Below are 20,265 nucleotides of genomic sequence, written 5' to 3' on the forward strand. Positions count from 1 at the left end.
TATAATTATAAATTAAAAGAAAAAATAATTAAAAGTTTTTTATAAACAGAAGAAAGAAACTATTAGAAGTCTAAAGATTCAAGAGCATTTCTTAACGATTCTTCAATATCATCATTAACATTGCTATCATCATTAACATCAGCAAAACTCTCAACGCTATTTTCCTGAGTCACAAATTCAGAAGCAATATTGTCAAAAATAGCTGAATCATCTACTCCTAGATCTTCTCTCAGTTTGTCAATTTTAGCTGTTTCTTTTCTAACTGCCAAACCTGTACCTGTTGGAATCAATCTACCTATTAATACATTCTCCTTTAAGCCTCTTAAATTATCTACCTGACCATTTATAGAGGATTCAGTAAGAACTCTTGTAGTTTCTTGGAATGACGCTGCGGATAAGAACGATTCCGTAGATAAAGAAGCTCTAGTAATACCCATTAATACAGGATCAAACTCTATCAACCTCTTTCCTTCAGCTGCTAATTTATCATTTTCTTCCAATATTCTTACTAATTCAATAGCTTCATCTTTAACGAATTTACTATCTCCTTCATCAAGAACTATTGCTTTTCTTAACATCTGTCTTACTACTGTTTCTATATGCTTATCGTTAATAACAACGCCTTGCATACGATAAACAGACTGAGCTTCAAATAATATATAATCAGCAAATTCTTCCAACCCTTTAAGCTTAAGTAACTCATGAGGATCTGTTGGACCGTCAACTAAAACATCACCTTTAGATATAGTTTCTCCATCAAATACATTCAAATGTCTAGATTTTGGCAACAAAATTTCATCTATCAAGATTCCATCTTTCTCAAAAATCTCGATCCTTTGTTTTTCTTTTGTATCTCTATTACCTAACTTAACTACACCATCACAAGGAGCTAGTATAGCAGCTTCTTTAGGTCTTCTAGCCTCGAATAACTCTGCAACTCTTGGAAGACCGCCAGTAATATCTTTATTTTTAGAACCTTCTAGAGGAATCTTAGCAACTATATCTCCAACTTCTATTTTTGAACCATCCGTAACGTTAAGGACAGCTCCAACAGCTAGATTAATTATTTTCAATTCTTTCCCTTTAGAATCTAGTATCTTAACTACAGGTTTCATATGCTTAACAGTAGCTCTTTGAGAAACAGAAGTTATTTCTATAGTAAGCTGACCTGTTAAATCATCAGATTTATGTCTTGATGTTATTCCATCAACAATATCTTCCAATATAACCGTACCAGCAACATCAGAAATTATTGGCTGAGCATGAGGATCCCAAGATGCTATAACATCTCCAATATAAACCTCACTACCATCAATTAATGGTAGTATCGCCCCCATATGTACTTTATGTTTTTCTCTAGTTCTTCCCATGCTATCAGAAACTATTAATTCTCCTGCGCGAGATACTACAACTTGCTTACCTTCTTTATTAGTTACTGTTCTTATGTTATCAAACTTAACTGAACCACTAGTTTTAACCTTGATATCACTCGCTGTAACACCTAAAGATGCTGCACCACCTGTATGGAAGGTTCTCATAGTAAGCTGAGTACCTGGTTCACCAATAGATTGAGCGGCAATAACCCCTACAGACTCTCCAACATTAACTTGTCTTTCACGAGCCAAATCTCTTCCATAACATTTAGCGCATAACCCTCTACGAGTATTACAAGTAATTGGTGAACGTAGCTTGATCATATCAATGCCGTTTTCATCAAGTAACTCAACTAGATTTTCATCAAGTAAAGTACCTGCTTCTAATAAAACCTCATTCTTACTACTATAAACATCAGCAGCTAAAACTCTTCCTAAAGCTCTTTCTGCCAATGGCACTTTAACTTCGCCATCTTCAACTATTGCTGAAAACATTAAGCCATCATCTGTTCCACAATCTTCTTCAATAATTACTAAATCTTGTGCAACATCTACAAGCCTACGAGTTAAATAACCAGCATTCGCTGTTTTAAGAGCCGTATCTGCTAAACCTTTACGAGCTCCGTGAGTAGATGTAAAGTATTGAAGAACCGATAACCCTTCTCTAAAGTTAGCTGTAATAGCTGTCTCAATCGTTGTACCATCTGGTTTTGACATTAGACCCCTCATACCAGCAAGCTGTCTCATCTGGTCATAAGATCCTCTCGCACCAGACTTCGCCATCATATAAACTGAGTTGAAAGATTCTATTTCTTTTTCTTTACCATCAACTAAAGCTTTTTCTTTAGAAATAGCTTCCATCATTGAAGCACCAACCTCATCAGAAGTTTTACTCCATATATGAACTATATTATTATATCTTTCATTTTCAGTAACTAATGAAGACTGATATTGTTCTGTTATATGCTTAACTTCTTTTTCAGCTTTTTCAATTTTTTCTTCTTTATCTGTTGGAATAACCATGTCATCAACACCAACAGATACACCCGAAATTGTAGAATATTTAAAACCAGCGTACATTAAATGGTCCGCCAAAAGAACTGTTGCTTTACCACCAAGGATTCTAAAGCTTTGGTTTATAATATTACCGATTTCTTTTTTAACAAGCACTCTATTAATTAGAGAAAAAGACAAACCGTCCGGTAAAATATTGATCAACAATGCTCTACCCACAGTAGTATCAACTATTCCTTTTTCACTATAGGTATTACCCTTAGTGTCAAATACTTGTCTATTCACTCTAAATTTAATTTTTGCATGAATATCTACAGTTCCTGAATTATACGCTCTACTAACATCTTCATAACTAGAGAAAAGTTTACCTTCGCCTTTCGAGCCTTCTTTTTCTCTAGTTATATAATAAAGCCCAAGTACTATATCTTGAGTAGGAGTAATAACAGGCTGTCCACTTGCTGGAGACAAAATGTTATTTGTAGACATCATAAGAACTCTAGACTCAAGCTGAGACTCTACAGTTAAAGGAACATGTACAGCCATTTGGTCACCATCAAAGTCAGCGTTGAACGCCGCACAAACTAATGGGTGTAATTGAATAGCTTTACCTTCAATAAGCTTAGGTTCAAAAGCTTGAATACCTAATCTATGCAACGTTGGAGCTCTGTTAAGAAGAACGGGATGCTCTCTAATAACAGTTTCTAGAATATCCCATACTACTGACTCTTCTAACTCTACCATTCTTTTAGCTTGCTTAATAGTTGTAGCATAACCACCAAGTCTTAACTTAGAATAAACAAATGGTTTAAATAATTCTAAAGCCATCTTCTTAGGCAAACCACACTGATGTAATTTCAAAGAAGGTCCAACAGTAATTACAGAACGACCAGAATAGTCAACACGTTTACCTAATAAGTTTTGACGGAAACGACCTTGCTTACCTTTAATCATATCTGCTAATGATTTAAGAGGTCTCTTATTAGATCCTGTTACGGCTCTACCTCTTCTACCGTTATCTAAAAGAGCATCCACAGATTCCTGAAGCATTCTTTTTTCATTTCGAACTATAATATCTGGAGCGTTTAGATCTAATAATTTTTTAAGTCTATTATTTCTATTGATAACTCTACGATATAAATCATTTAAATCAGACGTTGCAAATCTACCACCTTCAATAGGCACAAGAGGTCTTAAATCTGGTGGAAGAACTGGTAATACAGTCATAACCATCCACTCAGGTTTATTACCAGAAGCTTGGAAAGTCTCCATAAGTCTTAATCTTTTTACAGCTTTCTCTCTTCTCGCTGTTGACTTACTTTCTTCATACTCTGCCTGAAGAGCTTCAATTTCTGAATCCATATCAGTTTCAGAAAGAAGAGCGTAAATAGCTTCAGCGCCCATAGAAGCTTCAAACTCATAACCATAGCTTTCTAATGCTTCTGCATACTCCTCATCTGTAAGAAGTTGTTTTCTTTCTAAAGGAGTCATACCAGGGTCTGTTACTATATATGATTCAAAATATAGAACTTTCTCTACATTTTTAAGCGGCATATCTAAAAACAAGCCAATTCTAGAAGGTAATGATTTTAGATACCATATATGAACAACAGGACAAACTAAATCAATGTGCCCCATTCTTTCTCTTCTTACTTTAGCTTGCTCTACTTCAACACCACATCTTTCACAGACAACACCACGATGCTTAAGTCTTTTATATTTACCACATAGACACTCATAATCTTTTACAGGGCCAAAAATTTTAGCACAAAAAAGACCATCTCTCTCTGGCTTAAAAGTTCTATAATTTATGGTTTCAGGTTTTTTAACCTCACCATGTGACCATGAACGAATAACTTCAGGCGATGCCAAAGAAATTTTGATTATGTCAAATTTTTTGCTATTGTAATTCTGATTCAGGATACCGTTACTCAAGGTATATTCTCCTATAATTTATTTATTTTGATTACAAACAAAATATATGTTTATAAAATGGGCTTTTACTCTTCTTCATCTGAAGATTGATCAAAGTCCATGTCAATACCTAATGCTCTAACTTCATTTCTTAAAACATTAAATGATTCTGGTACATCAACATTCATAGTTAATTTACCATCAACTATATTCTTATACATTTTAGATCTACCAGTTATATCATCAGACTTAACCGTTAGCATTTCTCTTAATGTATAAGCAGCTCCATAAGCTTGAAGTGCCCAAACTTCCATCTCACCAAATCTTTGGCCACCAAACTGAGCTTTACCACCCAACGGCTGTTGAGTTACCAAACTATATGAACCTGTTGATCTAGCATGCATTTTATCATCAACCAAGTGATCTAGCTTAAGCATATACATATAGCCAACCGTGACCTCTCTATCGAAAGGTTTTCCACTACGCCCATCGTATAATCTCATTTGGCCATTAGTTGCAAAACCACCTATTTTAAGAAGTGACTTAATATCTTCTTCCTTAGCGCCATCAAATACAGGAGTAGCTATTGGAACACCAGCCTTAAGGTTATTTGCTAAGGTTAAAACTTCATTATCACCTAAGCTCTCAATATCAACTTTCTTATTCCCAACACTATTATAAACTTCATCCAGTGTTTTTCTAAGTTCTGCCGCTTTCTTTGAGTCTTCTAAAGCCTTCTCAATTTTTTTACCTAAACCATAAGAAGCAAGACCTAAATGAGCCTCTAAAATCTGACCTATATTCATACGAGAAGGAATACCTAAAGGATTCAAACAAACATCAACAGGCGTTCCATCTTCCATAAACGGCATATCTTCTATAGGCAATACTCTAGAAACAACACCTTTGTTACCATGTCTACCAGCCATTTTATCACCTGGCTGTATTCTCTTCTTAATAGCAACAAAAACTTTAACTGTCTTAAGAACACCAGGAGAAAGATCACTACTCTGTGTTACAGATTTTTTCTTAGCTTCAAATCTACTTTCTATAGCAATTTTAGCTGAGTCGTAATACTCTTTTGCTTTCTCTACTTTTTCATTAATTTTTTCAGACTCAAATTCAATTTCTAACCACTTAGAGAAAGGGAGCTTGTCTAAAAATTCTTTAGTTACAACAGCTCCTTTTTTAAGCCCTTTAGATTTAGATACTTTTTGTCCAACAATTTCTTTTTCAATAGAAGATCTAACTATAGACTCTATAACAGCAAACTCTTCATCAAAGTCTTTCCTAATTTTAGAAATCATTTGTTTTTCAATTTCTAAAGCTCTCTGACTTTTCCCGCCTTTATCATTTTCAAATACCTGAACGTTAATAACTGTTCCAGATGTTCCACTAGGCATTCTCAATGAACTATCTGCTACATTAGCTGCTTTCTCATTGAAAATAGCTCTCAAAAGCCTTTCTTCTGGAGTAAGTTGTTGCTCAGCTTTTGGAGTTATTTTTGCTACAAGAATATCACCTGACTCAACATTTGCGCCAATATGAACTATTCCAGATTCATCAAGCTTTGACAATCCACTTTCACTAACGTTAGGAATATCCGCTGTAATTTCTTCTGGTCCAAGCTTTGTATCACGAGCCACACAAGTAAATTCTTCAATATGAATACTAGTATATTTATCATCCTTAACGACTCTCTCAGATAATAGAATAGAATCCTCAAAGTTATACCCATTCCACGGCATGAAAGCAACCATAAGGTTGTGACCTAAGGAAAGCTCGCCAAAGTCCGTAGCAAAACCATCAGCTAAAACATCACCTTTCTCAATTTTATCGCCAACGTTAACGATTGGTCTTTGGTTAATACAAGTATTTTTGTTAGATCTCTTGAACTTTGTTAGATTGTAAATATCCACAAGATTATTTGCTTTAGCTTTCTTTGTATTTACTCTGACCACAATTCTATTAGAGTCAACTTCCTCTATCGTTCCTGGATTTCTAGCAACAATACAGTTACCCGAATCTCTAGCAACAATCTTTTCCATTCCTGTGCCAACAAGTGGTTTTTCTGACCTAAGTGTAGGGACAGCTTGACGTTGCATGTTTGCTCCCATCAATACCCTATTTGCATCATCATGCTCCAAGAAAGGTATTAAAGCCGCAGCAGCTGAAACCATCTGCTTAGCAGAAACATCCATATACTGAACTCTACTAGATTCAGTAAAAATAGCCTCACCACCTGAACGACACTGAATCAACTCATCAACAAAATGGTTATTTTTATCTAATCTAGTTGATGCTTGTGCAATTACATATTTCCCTTCATCAATAGCTGATAAGTACTCTATTTCATTAGTAACTTTACCATCTATAACTTTCCTATAAGGGGCCTCTAGAAAACCATAATCATTAACTCTAGCATAACTAGCTAAAGAGTTAATTAGACCAATATTTGGCCCCTCTGGTGTTTCAATAGGACATAACCTACCATAGTGAGTTGAGTGAACATCTCGCACCTCAAACCCGGCTCTATCACGAGATAAACCACCAGGCCCTAATGCTGAAATCCTTCTCTTATGCGTAACCTCTGATAATGGATTATCTTGATCCATAAATTGAGATAATGCACCTGAAGTAAAAAACTCCTTAATAGCTGCTGTAATAGGCTTGGAATTAACTATATCTTTTGGCATAAGTCTATCTTTATGAACTAAAGACATACTTTCTCTAATACCCTTCTCAACTCTATAAAGTCCTATTCTGAACTGGTTTTCAACCATTTCACCTACAGAACGAACTCTTCTATTTCCTAAATGATCAATATCATCTACATTACCCTTGCCATCGCGAATATTAATAAGCTCTTCAAGAACACCAATAATATCGCTATTTTCAAGAATATAAATATCTTTTGAAACCTTATCGCTATTTAGTCTAGCATTTAATTTCATTCTACCTATATCTGATAGACTATATCTACTTTCAATAAAGAAAAGACCCTCGAACAGAGCCTTAACTGATGCAGCAGCTGGAGGATCTCCTGGTCTTAAAACCTTATAAATCTCAACTAATGCTTCTTCAGTAGTCTTAGTTAAATCATACTTTAAAGTATCAGAGATATATCTACCTCTTTCTGTTGTTATAAAATCAACAACATCCAACTCTAAAATTCCTGCTTCTGCACATTTTTCTAACAAGCTATCAGTTATATCATCATTTGCAGATGCTATAATCTCTCCTGTTTTTTTATTTACTATATCTTCAGAAACTCTAAGTGTTTTAACTAAATCCAAATCAATAGATATTGACTCAACACCTGCATCTTTAATTTTCTTAACATCTCTTGTAGTTAACTTCTTATTTTTCTTTATAAGAACTTCACCTTTTGAATCAGATATATCAAACTTAAGCACTTCACCTTTTAATTTAGCAATGTTATCTAATTTGAGTTGAAAGTTTTCACCATCAAACAAGATAGTTTCACTAGTAGAAAAATGCTTTAATATTTCTTCTTGAGAATATCCTAGTGCTCTTAATATAACCGTAGCACAAATTTTTCTCTTTCTATCTATTCTTGCCCAAACAATACCTTTTGAATCAAACTCAAAATCCAACCAAGAACCTCTATACGGTATAATTCTCGCAGAAAATGCTCCTTCTTCAGAATCATCCTTACTAAAGAAAACTCCAGGAGAACGGTGAAGCTGAGAAACAACCACCCTTTCTGTACCATTAACTATAAAAGTACCATTACTAGTCATCAAAGGGATATCCCCCATATAGACAAACTCTTCCCTTATATCTTCTACTATTTTCTCTCCAGGAAGAGCCTCTTTATTATAAACGACTAGTCTAAGTTTAACATTAAGAGGAGCATCATAAGTCGCCCCTCTTATTTGGCATTCACTTTCATCAAAAGTTGGCTCACCTATTTCATAATCAACATAATGAAGCTCATATTGTCCATTTTTACTTTCAATAGGAAAAGAAAGCTTCAATACAGCTTCTAAACCAGATTTTGCTTGAGCATCTTTATCTGCATCAAGTTGCAAAAACTTTTTATAAGATTCAGTCTGTACAGCCAGCAAGTACGGCACATCCAAAATATGAGGAAGAACTCCAAACTCTTTACGAATTCTCTTTTTCTCAGCGTATGAGTAAGACATCAAAAACATCCCTAAGATTTTTGTTTAAACAAATAACAAAACAAAAACGCAAATATGAATATATCTGCACCAATCTATATCTTCAATACTAGAAAGACTAGGAGCCAAAAATTGACTACTAGTCTAATATTTCCTTTAAATTTTATATTTAAAATTATAATTATTTAAGCTCAACTTTAGCGCCAGCTTCTTCAAGTTGCTTTTTAAGAGCTTCAGCATCATCTTTAGAAGCAGCTTCTTTGACTGTAAAAGGAGTACCCTCTACAGCATCTTTAGCTTCTTTAAGACCTAAGCCAGTTGCTGTTCTAACTGCCTTAATAGCAGCAATTTTATTTGCACCAGCATCAACTAAAACAACATCAAATTCAGTCTTCTCTTCAGCAGCTTCAGCAGGACCAGCAGCAGCAGGACCAGCAACAGCAACAGCAGCAGCAGCAGAAACACCAAATTTTTCTTCCATCATTTTAACCAATTCACATACATCCATTACACTCATTTCAGCAACAGCATTTAGGATATCTTCTTTTGTTATAGCCATTTTAATAACTCCTTTTATTTAACAATTAATTCTTTAAATAGCTTTTTCTAATTTTACAAACCAAAGTAATATTTTACTTACTATCTCCAACAGCAGCAAAGACTCGCACAGCTTGAGTAGGAATCTCATTAAGAGTACGAACAAACTTAGCAACTGGCGCTTGCATAACACTAAGTAATGTAGCAAGAGCTTCCTCCCTAGTAGGAAGCTTAGCAAAGTCATCTAATTTCTCAGGACCAAATACTTCACCAGACATCGCTAAATTTTTAACTTCAAAAGCATTGTGATCTTTTGCAAAGTTTTTAAATAATTTAGCTGCCGCACCTGGCTCATCCTTAGAAAGAGCAAGAACAAGAGGACCTTTGAGCACTTCACCCAAACATTCCAACTCAGTTCCCTTAATTGCTAAACGTGCTAAGTTGTTACGAACAACTCTTAAATAAACTCCCGATTCACGCGCTTGCTTTCTTAATGAAGTCATTTCATTAACAGTCAAGCCACGATAATCAGCTACCGCTGCAGACAATGCTAAGGATACATGTTCAGCAACTTCTTCAACTATTGCCTTCTTATCCTCTATTCTAAGTGCCATAATCGACTCCTTATGTTTATTGTCTACACTCATTTATTTATTAACACGATATTTAAACCAAAAAGGTTGTCAAACATCGTCTGCGTAGGATAATTATTAAGCCAGAAATCCAGCTCCTACGGTCTTTGATCGTTGCATTTTCACACAACCCAAAGAAATTGCAAAAGCAAATTTTATATAGTTAAATCAGAAAAGTCAACACTTATTCCTGGACCCATAGTACTAGATACAGAAACTTTCTTCAGATATATACCTTTAGAATTCGCTGGCTTAGCTTTTTTAAGATCAACTAATAATTTTTCTAAATTTTGCTTTAATGCATCAGAAGTAAAGTTAACTTTGCCAATAGTAGTGTGAACTATACCAGCTTTATCAACTCTATATCTAACCTGACCTGCCTTAGCATCAACAACCGCTTTAGCAACGTCCATAGTAACAGTACCAACTTTTGGATTTGGCATAAGGCCCTTTGGACCAAGTATTTGACCCAACTGACCAACGACTCTCATAGCATCAGGAGACGCTATAACAACATCAAAATCCATATTACCTTTCTTAACTTCATCGGCCAAGTCTTCCATACCAACAATTTCAGCCCCAGCCTCTTTTGCTGCATCAGCTGCAGGACCTTTAGCAAAAACAGCAACCCTTACAGACTTACCAGTTCCATTAGGTAGCACAGAAGCTCCTCTAACTACTTGATCAGATTTTCTAGGATCTACACCAAGAGCAACAGAAACATCTACAGATTCAACGAACTTAACAGAAGAAACTTCTCTTAAGATATCGAACGCTTCTGGAACATTATATTTTTTCTCAGCATCTACTTTAGCCGAAATATTTTTCATTCTTTTTGAAATTTTAGCCATCATTAAACCCCTTCTACTTTCACACCCATACTACGAGCACTTCCTGCAATAATTCTTACAGCAGCATCTAGGCTTGCTGCAGTCAAATCAGGATCTTTAGTCTTCGCAATCTCTTCTAACTGCGCACGAGTAATTGTTCCAACAAACTCTTTTGACGGATTTGAAGAACCAGATTTAAGTTTAATAGCTTTCTTAATTAAATAAGAAGCTGGCGGCGTTTTCATTTCAAATGTAAAACTACGATCACTATAAACAGATATTTCTACAGGAATCGGAGAACCTGGCTCCAATCCTTGAGTTTTAGCGTTGAATTCTTTACAGAATCCCATAATATTAACACCATGCTGACCTAACGCCGGACCAATAGGAGGACTCGGATTAGCTTGACCAGCCTTAACTTGTAACTTAATAATAGCTTCTACTTTTTTCTTAGCCATTTTATTTTCTCCAAAATCAGGTTAATAACACTTGTGACTCAAACACAAGCTCCCCAACGAATCCTAAAAATTAGGATTCTTTCTCAACTTGAGAAAACTCGAGCTCAACAGGCGTCGATCTACCAAAAATAGACACAGCCACTCTAACTCTTGATTTCTCATAGTTAACTTCTTCAACAACTCCAGTAAAATCATTAAATGGCCCTTCTAAAACCCTAACAACCTCACCCACTTGATAAGTTTTTCTAAGCTTAGGCTCAACTTTAGCAGCATCCCCTTCTATAAAACTTAAAATTCTTTCTATTTCTTTTTTGCTTAAAGGAATTGGCTTTCCTCTAGAGCCAACAACAGTCAAAACTCTAGGAACCGATTTTATAAGCTGCCAAGCATCAGTAGTTAAATCTGCTTCAAGTAGAATATAGCCAGGGAAAAATTTCCTTTCACTTTTTCGCTTCTGTCCACCCTTCATTTCAACAACATTCTCAGTTGGCACAAGGATTCTACCAAAACTTTTTTCAAAACCAGCTACTTTTATATTTTCCTCCAGTTGCATCTTGACTCTTTTTTCATAGCCAGAGTGCACCTGCACAACGTACCAAAGCATAACAAACCCTTAATTAACCCAAGAAAAGCTGGACTACCTTTCCAAATAACATTCCAAATAAATAAATAAATACCGAAAAAATCATAACTACAACTATTACCATCGCGGTAATTGTCATAGTCTCCTTTCTAGTTGGCCACACGACTTTTGCCATTTCCAGTTTAGAAGCATTAAAGAAAGTCCAAAATCTACGCCCTTGATTAGTAAATCTAGCAATCACTAACGCCACCAAAACCGTAATAACCACTATAGAGGTTATATAAGCCGAGTCTAAAGCATCAAAATAATTACTTGCGAAAACTCCAGCAATTATCACAAGTAAAGAAACCATCCACAACAAAAAGTTTATCGGCTTAGAAATAATAGAGGACTCAGTACTCTTAACAGCCCCACTAACCCAAACTTTATTATTAAAACTTTGCTTACTCACAAAAGATCTCCTTACAAAACGTAGGGTATAAAATAACACAGAGAGAAAATAATATCAAGATATAAAAAAGGCGATGTATACAATTGTACACACCGCCTTAATTATTTTGGCAGGCCAGGAGGGACTCGAACCCCCAACTTGCGGTTTTGGAGACCGCTGCTCTACCAATTGAACTACTGACCTTTTTTAACGATTACTCGATAATTTTAGCAACAACACCTGCACCAACTGTTCTACCACCTTCACGAATAGCAAAACGTAAACCTTCATCCATCGCGATTGGGTTGATTAGTGTTATAACCATTTTGATATTATCACCAGGCATAACCATTTCTACACCTTCTGGAAGCTCGACAGCACCAGTAATATCCGTAGTACGGAAGTAAAATTGTGGTCTATAACCCTTAAAGAAAGGAGTATGTCTACCACCTTCTTCTTTAGATAATACATAAACCTCAGCTTCAAACTTAGTATGAGGCTTAATTGAACCTGGCTTACATAATACTTGACCACGCTCAACATCATCCCTCTTAAGACCACGAATCAAGATACCAACGTTATCACCAGCTTCTCCACGATCTAAAAGCTTACGGAACATCTCAACACCAGTAACCGTAGTTTTTTGAGTTGGACGAATACCTACAACCTCAACTTCGTCACCAACGTGAACGATTCCACGCTCAACACGTCCAGTAACAACCGTACCACGACCAGAGATAGAGAATACATCTTCTATTGGAAGAATGAATGGTTTATCAGTATCACGCTCAGGAGCTGGAATATAATCATCCATAGCTGCAACTAGCTCAACAATCTTCTCAACATACTTCTCCTCACCTTCAAGAGCTTTAAGAGCAGAACCCATAACGATAGGAGTATCGTCACCAGGGAACTCATACTGATCTAAAAGTTCACGAACTTCCATCTCAACCAACTCTAACAACTCTTCGTCATCAACCATATCACATTTGTTTAAGAAAACAACGATATATGGTACACCAACCTGACGAGATAAAAGGATATGCTCACGAGTTTGTGGCATAGGGCCATCTGCTGCAGAACATACAAGAATAGCACCATCCATCTGAGCAGCACCAGTAATCATGTTTTTAACATAGTCCGCGTGTCCTGGACAGTCTACGTGAGCATAGTGTCTATTTGGAGACTCATACTCAACGTGAGAAGTATTAATAGTAATACCACGCGCTTTTTCTTCAGGTGCATTATCGATTTCATCAAACTTACGAGCCGCACCACCATTCTTCTCAGACATTACTTTAGTAATAGCTGCAGTAAGAGTAGTCTTACCGTGGTCAACGTGACCAATAGTACCAACGTTTACGTGCGGCTTCGAGCGTTCAAATTTTTCTTTAGCCATTTTTTTTACTCCATTTTTATTAACAAAAACAAAAAACAAATATGGTGCTCACAACCAGACTTGAACTGGCGACCTCTCCCTTACCAAGGGAGTGCTCTACCAACTGAGCCATGTGAGCTTAAACATCTATTTTATAAAATTCTGTGATTTAGGTTGGAGCGGGTGATGGGAATCGAACCCACGCTATCGGCTTGGAAGGCCGAAGTTCTACCATTGAACTACACCCGCATGGTGGAGGGAGCAGGATTCGAACCTGCGAAGGCTGAGCCGTCAGATTTACAGTCTGATCCCTTTGGCCGCTCGGGAATCCCTCCCCTAAAACTTGTACTACTATAAAGCTTATTTTATTAAAAATCAAGCTTTTTTAGCGTTATTAAAACAATTCAAAAATTGAAATTTAAGGACATCTAAATCCTTAAAAAAACAACTACATAATACTTATTTTATTAACTTATGTAAAGCCCTAAAATTATAAAATAACCACCTTATTACTAGATCTAGTCAAAGCAACATAGAGCATTTGTTGCATCTCTTGCTTTTTAGTATTTAATAAAATATCTTTTAGTAAAATAAAGACTGTATTATAGGTTGATCCTTGAGCCTTATGGCTAGTTACCGCGAAACCATAATCAAGATCTTTTTTTATTTCATTACTTTTAGCTCTAATAGAACCATTAAGATTTACCAAAATATCAGTCATTAATAAATTATTTTTCCTAAATTCATAATATGATAACCAACTTTTATCAGCTCTAGATATTAGCAACAATTTATCATGAATGTCTGCATAATTATGTAAATTAATCTTATCCAAATGATCGACCACAAAAACATATTTTTCATCAAAAGTTTTAAAAGTCTTCGACCTTTCTAAAAGAGAGACGTTGTAGCCAAAAATACCTTCTTTATTACATACCCTTTCTGAAATAGATGAAACCTTATAATCAACACAGTTATTAATAATAAAATTCTTCTTAACTGAATCCCTAACTGCTCTGTAACCAGTTAATATATCTCCCTTTTCTAACAAGCCCGTTTCTTCACCAAAGATTAACTCTCTTATAATCTGATTGGATTTCATTACAGTTTTATTTCGCCAAGCAATGAGTTTAGCAAAATTAATATTTTCACGAAAATTAGATTCTTTAAAATATTCAGATATTTTTTCTCTGAACTCTTCATTCGAAGAACAAAAATATACACCCTCACCTTTTGCATTTATCAGAGTTCTTCTATTTAAAATAAAGTCAGGTAATTCATCATGTTTTAAAAAACTTCTTAATTCTTTACTCAACTCAACTAAAGGATTACTTTGTTTTTGCCTTACAAGGCTCGTTAATTCATAAAAATCCTCAATTTCAAAAACTACACTTTGATCTTCTCCTATTGGAGGAATCTGCGCCTTATCTCCTATAAAAATAACTTTTGTGGTTAAAGACTTATTAACCTCTAATTTTATCAGCTCAAATAAAGAACTATTTATCATACTAGCTTCATCAATTACAATAAGATTATATCTATGAAGTAAAGCCGGTTCTATTTGTGAGAACTCAGGATCATTTGGATTAAAATCCTCTAACTTAACATCAGGACGAAGTCCAAGCAATGTATGAATAGTAAAACCTTCAAAGAGCGTCGTCTGTGAAATAACTAAACTTGCTTTCTTTGTTGAAGCAGAAACAATTGCTTTTCCTCTATACTTCTCTAAAACCTTCTTTACAATTGTTGTTTTGCCTGTTCCCGCGTACCCCGAAAGCAAGAAAAAAAATTTTGAACTAGTTAAAAAACTATCTATGGCTGATATAGCAGCAAGCTGCTGCTTGTTTAATAAAATCTTTTGTCCATTAGCTAAATATAAAGATTCTTTTTCTTTATTTAAAAGATTTTTTTGCATTAACTTTTATCATTATTAGACACTAAATATCTAGTAACCACTCGAGACATAACTATACTATTTGATAAGACGATCTCATCTCCACTATCTGATTCTAGCTTTGTATAAAGAAAACCAACTGACTTAACAACTCCTGAAGAACCTCCAATATCGACTTTCTCGCCTATCGAAAAGGGTTTGCTAAATGCTAGCATTATCCCAGATGCAACGATACTATAGGATGATTTCAGAGACATCGAAACACCAAACACTATACCTGTTAAAACACCGGTAATTGGTGATATTGGAACACCTAATTGAGCAATAGCAATAACTACTACTAAAACTATTAAAATAACATTAACAAGACTAGATAAAAATCTAGCCATAGTTTCATCATATTGTTGTAAAATTTTATTTACTAGATTTTTTATTATCCTAGATACAAATATTCCTACAATTAATATAACTATAGCCACAACAAATTTCATAAAAAAATGATCAGAATTTAAATAAATCATTTTATCTTAACCCTTAAATAATATTTTTTTCTTGCTTTAAGCAATATAATCAATGAGATAATATGAAAGCCAAAAACCACTAAAGATGAAACTATATCATCAAAATCATATTTAGCTAACCAAAAAACATCTTTAGCTCCATGTCCCAAATCATCAATGATTTGACAAAGCATATAAAAAGCAAATACTGAAATAGACATAGAATATCTAAACAAAAATAGAATTAAAGCTGTTAGCAAAATCATTGGATACACAGCTACACTAAGAAACTGTCCAGTCGATCCATAATATTGCAAAGTTGTTAAAGAGTAATAACTAACATCTTCAGAATCTATAGCTGAAAAATAAATAAAAACCGCAACTAGCAAAACTGATATTGCAGCTACAGTATTTCTATTTATTATAGTATCTGAGAATTTTCTATAACCTTTCTCAGAAAACAAAAGCCCTACAACAGAGATCATGATTGTCCCTGAAAGGAAGCTATTATAACTATCTACAGAAGTCGGAAAAAGCTTATACAATAAATAACCATATAAGCTTGGAGAAATAGAAAATAACAACATGAAAATCCAAAAATAAGGATCATAGTTCTTTTTACTAACAAAAATTCTGCCCATAAAATGACTTGCTAGAAATAAAGACAGCCCTATTAGCAATTGCATTACAGTATTTGCGATTACAAAATCATTCAACTAAATAACCCCTTTACTCTTTAACAATAAATAAAATCCAGCCGCTAAAGAGCAGCCTAATAAAGGACCAACTATAGGCACCCATGCATAATTCCATTGACTAGATCCTTTACCTTGTATTGGCATGATAGCATGAAACAACCTTGGACCAAAATCTCTAGCTGGATTTATAGCGTACCCAGTAGTTCCACCAAGAGACAAACCTATAGCGATAACAACAAACGCAACAGGAATGCCTCCTAGCGCCCCCATATCTATAGGATATGCTGTGACCAAATTTGTCGAGTCTCCCAATTGTACAACGACTCCATGCATCATTAAAATAGCCAAAACTAAAACAAATGTCCCAATTATTTCACTAGCCAGATTTGATGGAAGATGCTTAATTGCTGGAGCAGTACAATGTGTAGCAAGTTTTAAATCAGTATTATCTGTTACAGAATAATGTGGATAATACATAATCCAAACCAAAGCCTGTCCAAACATCGCCCCTAATATTTGCGCAAAGATATATGGTGCAACACTGTCCCAAGGAAACTTACCAGCGATTGCTAATGAAACACTAACAGCAGGATTCAAATGCGCTCCACTAATAGGCCCAGCGACAAGAACACCTAGAAAAACAGCCAAACCCCAAGCAAATGTTATAACAATCCAGCCACCATTATGAGATTTTGTTTTATTTAGTACAACTCCAGCAACGACACCATTACCCAGTAAGATAAGTATCATTGTCCCAATAAACTCACCTATACAAGCTTCAAACATAAATTACCCCAAAAATAATTTAATTTGCGTAAAGATACTCAGCATCATAAAGCTTACTAAATTCCAAAAATGAGTTTACTTGATTTTCTTGCCAAACCTCATCTTTGCTAAGCTCTTTTGCCAAAAGTTTAGCAACTAAGTTAGCAGACTCTTTACAAGCTTTAATATCTAAAAAAGCTGCTCTAGTTCTACGTGCTAATACATCTTCAACTGTATGGACTTTTTCATGTCTTGCCTGATAAATAATTTCTGCTTGAAAATAAGGTAGATCCTTATGAATAAGCTCATAATTATTTTCTTCTTTTTGAATGCTCTTAATCTTATCTACAAATTTTCCATAAACTCTTAGAGGATAAGTTTCATCAGAGTTTATAGCATCAACTAACTCTATCTGCGATGTTTTAGAAGGTTTCTGACCAGTCTTACCCAACTGAATATGATCAATAACATCTTGACCCATTCTTCTAAAGATAGTCCACTTACCACCAACGATAGTTATCAAACCATCTTCAGACTCTATAATCTCATGCTTACGAGAGATTTTTGCAGAGCTCTTTTGTTTCTTTGGAGAAACTAGAGGTCTTTGGCCACAATAAACAGCTTTAATATCATTAATTGTTGCTTTAACTTTAGAATACTCATTAAATGTATCCAAAATAAAATCAATTTCCTCTTTATCTGCTTTTGGCTCAATACAAGGCTTTTCTTTTTTTATATCCGTTGTACCCACTATTAAATGATCGTGCCACGGAAGTATAAAAAGTACCCTTCCATCAATAGTTTCAGGAATTAAAATAGCATGCTCTGTAGGAAACATCTTTCTATCAAAAACAACATGTGTACCTTGACCAACAGATACATATTTATGTGCTTCTTTTTCCCCAGATAATCCAATAGTAACATCCGAGAAAGTTCCCGTCGCATTAACGATATGCTTTGCTGTAAATACTTTCTTTTCTCCCGAAATAGTATCTACAACCTCAACACTATCAACCCTTGAACTATTATTTGAGCTAAAGATCTTTTCAACTTTATGATAATTTAAAGCTGTTCCACCTTCACTCTCAAAAGTTCTCATTAATGAAACTAGCAGTCTTGTATCATCAAACTGACCATCATAATAAACTAAGCCTTTATGTAACTTAGTATCATCAATATTTTCTAACTCATTTATAGTTTCTTGCTTATTAAGAACATAGCTTTTACCAATCTTATATTTACCAGATAAAAACTCATATAATTTAACTCCTACAGTATATTTAAGAGTTTCATAAAGAGTCCTAGTAGGAATAAGATAAGTTTGTTTTTTAGTAAGGTGTGGAGCATTATGCAAAAAAGAAAACCTTTCCTCCAAACCTTCTTTAACTAAAGCAAAATCAAAATTTTCTAAATACCTAAGTCCGCCATGTATAAGCTTTGTTGACTTAGATGACGTTCCTTTACCAAAATCATAAGCTTCTAGAAGTAGTGTTTCATAGCCTCTTGAAGCTGCTTCTAAAGCACAACCAAAACCCGTAGCTCCACCACCAATTATGATAATATCAAAATCTTTACTCATTATTCAGCCCATGCCTTACTTCTTTCAACAGCTTTTTTCCAACCTTTATAATCATGAGACACTGTCTCTAAATCTTTTTTAGGCTCAAAATTTTTCTCAATATTAACTAATGTTTTAAGCTCTTCCTTATTCTTCCAAAAACCTACTGCTAGACCAGCTAAAAACACAGCACCGAGTCCAGTTATCTCATTAATTTCAGGCTTAGAAATATGTGTTTGTAAAATATCTGCTTGGAATTGCATTAAGAAACTATTTTGAACAGCTCCGCCATCAACTTTCAATCCAGCAAGATCTAATCCCGTATCTTCTTTCATACAGTCTAAAACATCTTTAGCTTGATATGCTATAGCTTCTAAAGCTGCTCTAATAATATGCTCTCTCTTTGTATCCCTAGTTATACCAACTATAGTTCCTCTAGCATACATATCCCAGTAAGGAGTCCCCAGTCCAACGAATGCAGGCACAAAGTAAACACCATTGGTGGAATCAATTTTTGTCGCATAATATTCGCTATCCTCTGAAGAGCGGATAAGACCAATACCATCTCTAATCCATTGTATTACTGCTCCAGCAATAAATACACTGCCCTCAAGTGCATATGTAGGTTTACCATTCTCTCCCCATGCTATAGTAGTCAAAAGTCCAGCATCTGAAAACACTGGCTTATCACCAACATTCATAAGCGCAAAACACCCTGTTCCATAAGTGTTCTTAGCCATACCTTTCTCAAAACAGCAATGACCAAATAGTGCAGCATGCTGATCTCCAGCTACTCCCGCAATAGGAATTCTTGCTCCAGCTAGAGTTCTTTCATCAGTATGTCCATAAATTTCACTAGAGTTTTTCACTTCAGGGAACATTGATTCAGGAATACCTAAATGTTTAAGAATCTTTTTATCCCACTCTAGTGTATTTATATTAAAGAGCATCGTTCTAGAAGCATTACTATAATCTGTAGCATGGATTTGCCCTCTAGTCATATTCCAAATAAGCCAAGTATCTATCGTACCTAGCAACAACTGTCCTTTTTCTGCTTTTTCTCTTGCACCCTCTACATTATCAAGTATCCATTTAACTTTTGTGCCAGAGAAATATGCATCAACAACAAGGCCAGTATTTTCTTTTATATATTTAGTTAATTCTTTATCTTTTTTTATCTCATCACAAATGTACGATGTTCTTCGACACTGCCAAACTATAGCATTATAAATAGGATCTCCAGTTTCTTTATCCCAAACCACGACGGTTTCTCTCTGATTTGTAATACCTATTGCTGCTATCTGATCTGGCTTTATTCTAGAAGATTCTAAAACCTCTCTAAGGACTCCACTTTGTGTACCCCAAATTTCCATAGGATCATGCTCTACCCAACCACTTTTTGGATAAATCTGCGTAAATTCTTTTTGAGCAATTTTTTTAATACCACCTTTATTATCAAATATAATTGCTCTTGAACTCGTTGTTCCTTGATCTACTGCTAAGACAAATTTTTGAGACATTGATTGCTCTCTTTCGAAAAACACTTATGCCAAAGA

At 34.9% G+C, this 20,265-nt stretch carries 15 protein-coding genes and 4 tRNA genes; all 19 read right to left on the bottom strand.

What is annotated here, in order from left to right:
• Nucleotides 1-62 precede the first annotated feature (62 nt).
• Nucleotides 63-4,319 (bottom strand): DNA-directed RNA polymerase subunit beta', encoded by a 4,257-nt coding sequence (rpoC, locus tag DNK87_RS07505; RefSeq protein WP_119330960.1) that lies wholly within the window; start codon nt 4,317-4,319, stop codon nt 63-65.
• 65 nt (nt 4,320-4,384) lie between these two features.
• A complete protein-coding gene (rpoB, locus tag DNK87_RS07510; RefSeq protein ID WP_119330961.1) occupies nt 4,385-8,467 on the bottom strand; it encodes a DNA-directed RNA polymerase subunit beta in 4,083 nt (1,360 codons plus the stop codon).
• Nucleotides 8,468-8,627: 160 nt separating this feature from the next.
• Nucleotides 8,628-9,005 (bottom strand): 50S ribosomal protein L7/L12, encoded by a 378-nt coding sequence (gene rplL / locus DNK87_RS07515; protein ID WP_119330962.1) that lies wholly within the window; start codon nt 9,003-9,005, stop codon nt 8,628-8,630.
• Between the two features lie 73 nt (nt 9,006-9,078).
• Nucleotides 9,079-9,597, bottom strand: coding sequence for a 50S ribosomal protein L10 (gene rplJ / locus DNK87_RS07520; RefSeq protein ID WP_119330963.1), 519 nt, complete (start codon nt 9,595-9,597; stop codon nt 9,079-9,081).
• 173 nt (nt 9,598-9,770) lie between these two features.
• The gene (gene rplA, locus DNK87_RS07525) at nt 9,771-10,466 is read right to left on the bottom strand and encodes a 50S ribosomal protein L1 (RefSeq protein WP_119331213.1); all 696 of its coding nucleotides are present in this window, start codon (nt 10,464-10,466) and stop codon (nt 9,771-9,773) included.
• Nucleotides 10,467-10,468: 2 nt separating this feature from the next.
• Nucleotides 10,469-10,903, bottom strand: coding sequence for a 50S ribosomal protein L11 (gene rplK, locus DNK87_RS07530; RefSeq protein WP_071663632.1), 435 nt, complete (start codon nt 10,901-10,903; stop codon nt 10,469-10,471).
• A gap of 70 nt (nt 10,904-10,973) precedes the next feature.
• Nucleotides 10,974-11,507: a transcription termination/antitermination protein NusG gene (gene nusG, locus DNK87_RS07535; RefSeq protein ID WP_119330964.1), complete on the bottom strand. Its 534-nt coding sequence runs from the start codon at nt 11,505-11,507 to the stop codon at nt 10,974-10,976.
• A 13-nt stretch (nt 11,508-11,520) separates the two neighbouring features.
• Nucleotides 11,521-11,976 carry a preprotein translocase subunit SecE gene (gene secE, locus DNK87_RS07540; protein WP_211360960.1) on the bottom strand — a complete coding sequence of 152 codons (456 nt, stop codon included), beginning with the start codon at nt 11,974-11,976 and terminating at the stop codon, nt 11,521-11,523.
• Nucleotides 11,977-12,044: 68 nt separating this feature from the next.
• A tRNA-Trp gene (locus DNK87_RS07545) sits at nt 12,045-12,120 on the bottom strand.
• A gap of 10 nt (nt 12,121-12,130) precedes the next feature.
• Complete coding sequence (gene tuf, locus DNK87_RS07550; RefSeq protein ID WP_119331215.1) at nt 12,131-13,315, bottom strand: elongation factor Tu; 1,185 nt, start codon at nt 13,313-13,315, stop codon at nt 12,131-12,133.
• Between the two features lie 42 nt (nt 13,316-13,357).
• Nucleotides 13,358-13,433 (bottom strand) — tRNA-Thr (locus DNK87_RS07555).
• 36 nt (nt 13,434-13,469) lie between these two features.
• Nucleotides 13,470-13,543: transfer RNA gene (locus tag DNK87_RS07560), tRNA-Gly, on the bottom strand.
• A gap of 1 nt (nt 13,544) precedes the next feature.
• Nucleotides 13,545-13,629, bottom strand: a tRNA-Tyr gene (locus DNK87_RS07565).
• A gap of 155 nt (nt 13,630-13,784) precedes the next feature.
• A complete protein-coding gene (locus tag DNK87_RS07570) occupies nt 13,785-15,209 on the bottom strand; it encodes an ATP-dependent DNA helicase (RefSeq protein ID WP_119330965.1) in 1,425 nt (474 codons plus the stop codon).
• On the bottom strand, nt 15,209-15,709 hold the full coding sequence (locus tag DNK87_RS07575; RefSeq protein WP_119330966.1) for a mechanosensitive ion channel family protein: 501 nt from the start codon (nt 15,707-15,709) through the stop codon (nt 15,209-15,211). The genes DNK87_RS07570 and DNK87_RS07575 overlap by 1 nt, the downstream gene beginning before the upstream one ends.
• Nucleotides 15,706-16,404, bottom strand: coding sequence for a hypothetical protein (locus tag DNK87_RS07580; protein ID WP_119330967.1), 699 nt, complete (start codon nt 16,402-16,404; stop codon nt 15,706-15,708). Before DNK87_RS07580 ends, DNK87_RS07575 begins: the two co-directional genes overlap by 4 nt.
• A complete protein-coding gene (locus tag DNK87_RS07585; RefSeq protein ID WP_119330968.1) occupies nt 16,405-17,172 on the bottom strand; it encodes an MIP/aquaporin family protein in 768 nt (255 codons plus the stop codon).
• A gap of 19 nt (nt 17,173-17,191) precedes the next feature.
• Complete coding sequence (locus tag DNK87_RS07590) at nt 17,192-18,730, bottom strand: glycerol-3-phosphate dehydrogenase/oxidase (protein ID WP_119330969.1); 1,539 nt, start codon at nt 18,728-18,730, stop codon at nt 17,192-17,194.
• Nucleotides 18,730-20,229 (bottom strand): glycerol kinase GlpK, encoded by a 1,500-nt coding sequence (gene glpK, locus DNK87_RS07595; protein ID WP_119330970.1) that lies wholly within the window; start codon nt 20,227-20,229, stop codon nt 18,730-18,732. Before glpK ends, DNK87_RS07590 begins: the two co-directional genes overlap by 1 nt.
• Nucleotides 20,230-20,265: the final 36 nt, after the last annotated feature.

The sequence above is a fragment of the Pseudofrancisella aestuarii genome, assembly GCF_003574475.2.
Lineage (GTDB): Bacteria > Pseudomonadota > Gammaproteobacteria > Francisellales > Francisellaceae > Francisella > Francisella aestuarii.

Excerpts from the sequence above, each read along its gene's own strand:
- rpoB (WP_119330961.1), bottom strand. The coding sequence starts at position 8,467 with ATGTCTTACTCATACGCTGAGAAAAAGAGAATTCGTAAAGAGTTTGGA.
- rplL (WP_119330962.1), bottom strand. The coding sequence starts at position 9,005 with ATGGCTATAACAAAAGAAGATATCCTAAATGCTGTTGCTGAAATGAGT.
- rplJ (WP_119330963.1), bottom strand. The coding sequence starts at position 9,597 with ATGGCACTTAGAATAGAGGATAAGAAGGCAATAGTTGAAGAAGTTGCT.
- rplA (WP_119331213.1), bottom strand. The coding sequence starts at position 10,466 with ATGGCTAAAATTTCAAAAAGAATGAAAAATATTTCGGCTAAAGTAGAT.
- rplK (WP_071663632.1), bottom strand. The coding sequence starts at position 10,903 with ATGGCTAAGAAAAAAGTAGAAGCTATTATTAAGTTACAAGTTAAGGCT.
- nusG (WP_119330964.1), bottom strand. The coding sequence starts at position 11,507 with ATGCTTTGGTACGTTGTGCAGGTGCACTCTGGCTATGAAAAAAGAGTC.
- tuf (WP_119331215.1), bottom strand. The coding sequence starts at position 13,315 with ATGGCTAAAGAAAAATTTGAACGCTCGAAGCCGCACGTAAACGTTGGT.
- DNK87_RS07570 (WP_119330965.1), bottom strand. The coding sequence starts at position 15,209 with ATGCAAAAAAATCTTTTAAATAAAGAAAAAGAATCTTTATATTTAGCT.
- DNK87_RS07575 (WP_119330966.1), bottom strand. The coding sequence starts at position 15,709 with ATGATTTATTTAAATTCTGATCATTTTTTTATGAAATTTGTTGTGGCT.
- DNK87_RS07585 (WP_119330968.1), bottom strand. The coding sequence starts at position 17,172 with ATGTTTGAAGCTTGTATAGGTGAGTTTATTGGGACAATGATACTTATC.
- DNK87_RS07590 (WP_119330969.1), bottom strand. The coding sequence starts at position 18,730 with ATGAGTAAAGATTTTGATATTATCATAATTGGTGGTGGAGCTACGGGT.
- glpK (WP_119330970.1), bottom strand. The coding sequence starts at position 20,229 with ATGTCTCAAAAATTTGTCTTAGCAGTAGATCAAGGAACAACGAGTTCA.